General features: G+C 59.1%; 1 protein-coding gene. It reads right to left on the minus strand.

All coding sequences use genetic code 11. The features are described from left to right. Nucleotides 1-342: 342 nt before the first annotated feature. The coding region (locus ELR45_RS23300) for an acyltransferase (RefSeq protein ID WP_205857114.1) at nt 343-960 on the minus strand (618 nt) is incomplete at its 5' end.

Raw genomic sequence — 960 nt, forward strand, 5'->3', positions numbered from 1 at the left:
TCATAGAGTCAAGATCACCTACAAGCACGGGAATCCATCGACGAATGCCAGAGACCGAAGCTACCGCCTCAAGCACCCGCTGGCACCCCATGCACACAAACTCAGGGGCAGGAATTTCCACAACTAAATACAACAAGGCCCACTTAATGTGGCCGCCTCACCCTGTATCAGTATTTACACTGAAGAATCGGGCAAAATGCCACCCCCGCGTAATACTTAAATCGCCCAAATCACACCGCTGAGTCCACTACCTGATCACATGTGGGCAACGCAAGAGTTACCGACTTGTGATTGCCTACGGCGCGCCCGAACGGCTTCTCACGACGTCTAACGACTGGATCGTCACGTCGGTTCCGCCCAGTCGACTCGCACCCACATGCCGGTCTTCTTCACACCGCCCGATACGGGAACGTCCTGATCATCAGCGTTACGAGCCTTGATCACCCGCGCCGGCACACCGCCCGCCACCATGCAATCGTCCAGTGCACCACGGACGACAGCGTGTGCCGCGACCACGCATCCGGAACCTATCTCCGAACCACGCAACACGGAGACCTTGACTCCAAGCCAACTGTCCGGTCCCACCCGAACCGGTGACTTCGCTATCCCCTGATCCTTGATCGGCGTATCCAGGTCATCGAAGCGGTGGTCGAAATCGGTGATGTGCACCAAATCGGCCACGAGCGTCCGCGATCCTATTTCCACGTCCAGGTAGCAGTTGACGGTCGCATGCCGGCCAAACACCGCCTTGTCTCCTACCCGCAACGTCCCCTCGTGTGCGCGCAGCTGGGTCTCGTCGCCCACATGCACCCAACGGCCAAGGACGACGCGGCCGAAGCCGCGCCGTCCATAGACCCTGGTCCGACGGCCGAGAAAGACAAGACCCTCGGTGACCACTTCCGGATGGAGTAGCCGAAGCCGGAGCAGGCGTGCATATCGAATCAGGTAAAAGGGTGTCCA

The organism is Phytoactinopolyspora endophytica, assembly GCF_004138495.1.
GTDB lineage: Bacteria > Actinomycetota > Actinomycetes > Jiangellales > Jiangellaceae > Phytoactinopolyspora > Phytoactinopolyspora endophytica.